This is a genomic window from Nesterenkonia flava, assembly GCF_031432335.1.
Lineage (GTDB): Bacteria > Actinomycetota > Actinomycetes > Actinomycetales > Micrococcaceae > Nesterenkonia > Nesterenkonia flava.
Map to the genome: position 1 here is coordinate 1 of NZ_JAVKGT010000060.1, position 3,975 is coordinate 3,975.

General features: G+C 58.9%; 3 protein-coding genes. All 3 read left to right on the top strand.

All coding sequences use genetic code 11. The features are described 5' to 3' along the window. Nucleotides 1-154 precede the first annotated feature (154 nt). Genes RH857_RS13370 through RH857_RS13380 form a run of 3 tightly spaced genes read left to right on the top strand, consistent with a single transcriptional unit; the run spans nucleotide 155 to nucleotide 3,439 of the window. Nucleotides 155-853 (top strand): ABC transporter ATP-binding protein, encoded by a 699-nt coding sequence (locus RH857_RS13370; RefSeq protein ID WP_310538470.1) that lies wholly within the window; start codon nucleotides 155-157, stop codon nucleotides 851-853. Further along, the gene (locus RH857_RS13375; RefSeq protein WP_310538471.1) at nucleotides 853-2,439 is read left to right on the top strand and encodes an ABC transporter permease; all 1,587 of its coding nucleotides are present in this window, start codon (nucleotides 853-855) and stop codon (nucleotides 2,437-2,439) included. Before RH857_RS13370 ends, RH857_RS13375 begins: the two co-directional genes overlap by 1 nt. A 22-nt stretch (nucleotides 2,440-2,461) precedes the next feature. After that, nucleotides 2,462-3,439 (top strand): nucleoside hydrolase, encoded by a 978-nt coding sequence (locus RH857_RS13380; RefSeq protein ID WP_310538472.1) that lies wholly within the window; start codon nucleotides 2,462-2,464, stop codon nucleotides 3,437-3,439. Nucleotides 3,440-3,975: the final 536 nt, after the last annotated feature.

Genomic DNA, 3,975 nt, shown 5'->3' on the forward strand with positions numbered 1-3,975 from the left:
ATGACTGCATCCTTTCAGCTTAGAAAGATGCGGCATCAAACCTGGGTCGCTTCACACATCCCAGTTCACGAATGCTGACGTCTCTGAGCAATATGTGCGCCCCGGATTTAAAACACAGGGCCTAAGTAAGTCGTTCGCTCAGGGAAACGCCACGGTGGATGCGTTAACGGACATCCATCTGGACACTAGACAGGGTGAATTCGTAGCCCTCCTCGGCCCCTCCGGATGCGGAAAGTCCACACTGCTGCGAATCTTTGCCGGACTCGACGAAGCCACCAACGGCACAGCGACCGTACACGGAGAATCTCCCGACGCGCTACGCACCCGCCATCGCATCGGGGTGGCGTTCCAGGATGCCGCGCTCCTACCCTGGCGCAGCGTGCGCAATAACATCAGGTTGGCACTGGAAATGTCCCGGCAGAAGGACATGGGGCTGATCGATGAACTGATTGATCTGGTGGGACTATCGCAGTTTGCCGATGCACGTCCCAACCAACTCTCCGGCGGCATGCGTCAGCGTGTCTCCTTGGCTCGTGCCCTGGCGATACAGCCCGAGGTGCTCCTTCTGGATGAGCCCTTTGGTGCCCTGGATGAGATGACTCGCCACCACCTCAATGTAGAGCTTCAACGCATCTGGGAAGAGTCATCCATGACGACGCTACTGGTGACTCACTCGGTCGACGAGGCTGTCTTCTTGGCGGACCGAGTAGTGCGAATGGCGGCCCGGCCCGGCCGCATTGAGGAAATAGTTGAGGTCCCGTTTCCCCGACCCCGACGATCTGAACTCCTCGACGACCCCGAGTTTCACAGCCTGGTCAGCTACCTGTCGAGTGGCTTGTTCGGAAGACGCTGATGACCGCTACCTCATCGAAAACGGCTCCGTCGCGGACCGCACGTGTCCTCGTTCCGGCAACGGTATTCTCGCTGCTCATCCTTGTATGGATGTTGGCCACTCTGGGAGAGCCAGCGGAGCGCATCATTCCCAGTCCCCCCGAGACTTTCAGGGCACTGGTGAACGATATTGGTGTGCTGCCGCGGAACGTTTCTGCCACCGTTTACAACGCCGCAGTCGGCTTCGTGGCCGGAAACACTGCAGCGATACTCTTTGCCCTCATGTTCGTGCAGGTGCCTCTCACGGAGAAAGTCCTGTTCCGAGTGACTGCAGTCACGGCGTGCGTCCCGCTGGTCGTGATCACTCCAATCCTGGTTATCCTCTTCCAGGGCGACACAGCAAAACAGGCCCTTGCTGCCATTGCGGTTTTCTTTCCGACTCTCTCGGCATGCTTCGTAGGACTTCGCAGCGGAAGTGCTACATCAGAAGACGTTGTACGTTCAATGGGCGGCGGCAGCTCCAGAGTTCTGTTGAAGGTCCGCCTCTGGTCCATGCTTCCCCATCTCTTCACCGCGCTACAGATCGCTGCACCCGCAGCGCTGGTGGGTGCAATCCTCGCGGAATGGCTCGGCTCGACACACGGCCTGGGAGTGCTGCTGCTGCAGGCCCAGTCCTCCTACGAGATTCCGAGAACTTGGTCCATTGCCTTCGTTATGGCCGCGGTGTCAGGGGCCGCGTACTTGGTCCTCGGTATCGTAGGCCGCCGCCTGACTCCTTGGGTCGCACAGGAGGTCAGCCTGCACTCCGGGGTCAAGATTCAGGCCCCACGTCCGAGGGGGAAGGGAACGGCTGCGGAGATCGGTGCACTGGCGCTCTCTGTCTTGGTCATCCTTGCCCTCTGGTGGGGGACCATTCTGCTCTTTTCACTTGATCCCTACTTCGCCAAGACACCTCTGGATGTCTGGAGCCACCTTTTCAGCGGGCCCGAAAGCGCCGAGCGACGTCAAGTGATCTTGGAGGCGCTGGGAGTGACCCTGACCCACACAGGCGTAGGCTACGCCGTTGGCCTGATCGCCGCCTTCATGCTGGCGACAGTCAGCTCTCTCTCACCAGTGGTAGAGCGGACAATATCTCCGCTGGCCGTGGCGATCCGCGCACTACCCCTTGTGGCGTTGGTGCCGGTGCTCACCCTAACCTTTGGACGTGGACTGCCAGGGGTGACGGTCATCATCACCCTTGTGACGTTTTTTCCCGCCTACGTCACTATCGCACGAGCCTTTGCCTCCAGCCCTGTACTGGCGCGAGACCTAGTTGCGAGCATGGGAGGTTCAAAAATCAAAGCCCTCATTTCAGTCCAAATGCCCTATGCCGTACCAGCGTTCGTCTCATCTGCCCGCATTGTCCTTCCCTTGGCTCTAGCGGGTGCCACTCTCGCCGAGTGGATGGCCACAGGAAACGGCATCGGGAACCTCTTAATCCGCGACTTCGCCACCAGTCAGTTCGGTGCGGTGTGGTCTGGGGCCGCAGTGCTCATTGCCGTCAGTCTTGCGGCCTACGGAGTGCTGTCCGCAGTGGAAACCCGCCTCAATCGTCATTATTCGCTCTAATCCCTGAAGCCCAAACTTTACTATGGTCACACCTCTCGTTATCGACACCGATACCGCCGCGGACGACTGTTTCGCCCTATTGGTCGGTCTGCTGGATCCCCGTGCAGACCTACAAGCCATCACCATCGTGGCGGGCAACATCGACTTCACGCAGCAGGCACACAACGCGTTCCTCACTATGGAAAAAGCAGGCTGTGCAGGAGAAGTTCCGGTACATCTGGGAGCTTCCACACCACTGGTCAGACGTTGGAAAAGCGCCAGCGAGGTCCACGGTGACGGCGTCGGAGGACAACGAAGGAATCGGGCTGATAAGCCCAGCGAGGAACACGCAACAGATGCTCTCATTCGCACAGCAACGGAACACGAGGGAAGCCTGAAGATCGTGGCTATCGGTCCGCTGACTAACATCGCCTTGGCGGTGAGAAAAGACCCAGACTTCGCGTCACGTGTTGCAGAGCTCGTAGTCATGGGCGGATCGATCAACGGCCGCGGTAACGTAACCCCCGCGGCTGAGTACAACATGTATGTAGACCCGGAAGCTGCCGATATCGTCTTCAGAGCGGGTTTCCCATGCCTGAAAGTGGTGTCCTGGGATCCCCTAAGCATCAATTACGCCGCCTTCGACCAAACACGTATCGCAGGAGTAGAGGCACTCGGCACTGAGCTCAGCGACTTCTTTGTGAAGGCCAATGCAAAAACATTCGACTTCAACGTACAGGCAGGGCTCACTGGCTCAATCCACTGCGACTCGCTTGCAGCTCTGATAGCCGTGGACCCCGGGGTCGTTCTCGAAGAGAAGCACTACAGGATGCACGTGGAGCTGTTCGGAGAACATACCCGGGGAACTACAGTCTTTGACTGGAAAGCTCCGCTCAGCGAAGCCAACGTCATCGCCGTGGAACGCATCGACACGGACAAGTTCTACTCCTACATCAAGACTCTGCTCGCAACACCAGTCGGCACACCGCTCGAAGCCACTCCCCCTCTCACAGGTTGTTGAGGAGCACCCGCTGGAGACCATGCATCTGACGACGAAGCATCACGGGGTCCAGGGCACTCATACTTTGCTCAGTCCGTGAGCGGACCTCCGTAGAGCCCAGCGTATGAAGTCTCCGATACGGCGTCATCGGAGAATCGTAGCTCCCGACCGCGTCCCCGGACAGGCAACGTTTGCGGAACGGCACAAAGAAATTGCTGAAGGACAAAGAGACCGTCCAATATCTGTCGAGCAGATTCTGCTCGTCGGAGGTCTCGAACCTGTAGCGCTGACCGACCCGTTTCTCGGAAGCTGCACGCGCCCTCAGCAATTTAACGCGGGAAGCCTTCTGTTGGGGGAGCACCCCCAGCAGGTGCACCCCGTGCTGCTGAGCCCAGTCAAACACCTCACCGCCGGCAAGCTCAGGCGCGGTCTCCCAACTCAGGATCCGGAGCGAAAACGGCAAACTGGCTCTTCGTATTTGAGGGTGTAGAGGCAGGGACGAGGAGCAGCGGCGTGGCGGTGGCTGGATAAGAGTCGAGGCCTTCCGATGATGGAGG

Bases quoted from the DNA above. Each gene is read 5' to 3' on its own strand.
- RH857_RS13375 (WP_310538471.1), top strand. From the start codon at position 853: ATGACCGCTACCTCATCGAAAACGGCTCCGTCGCGGACCGCACGTGTC.
- RH857_RS13380 (WP_310538472.1), top strand. From the start codon at position 2,462: ATGGTCACACCTCTCGTTATCGACACCGATACCGCCGCGGACGACTGT.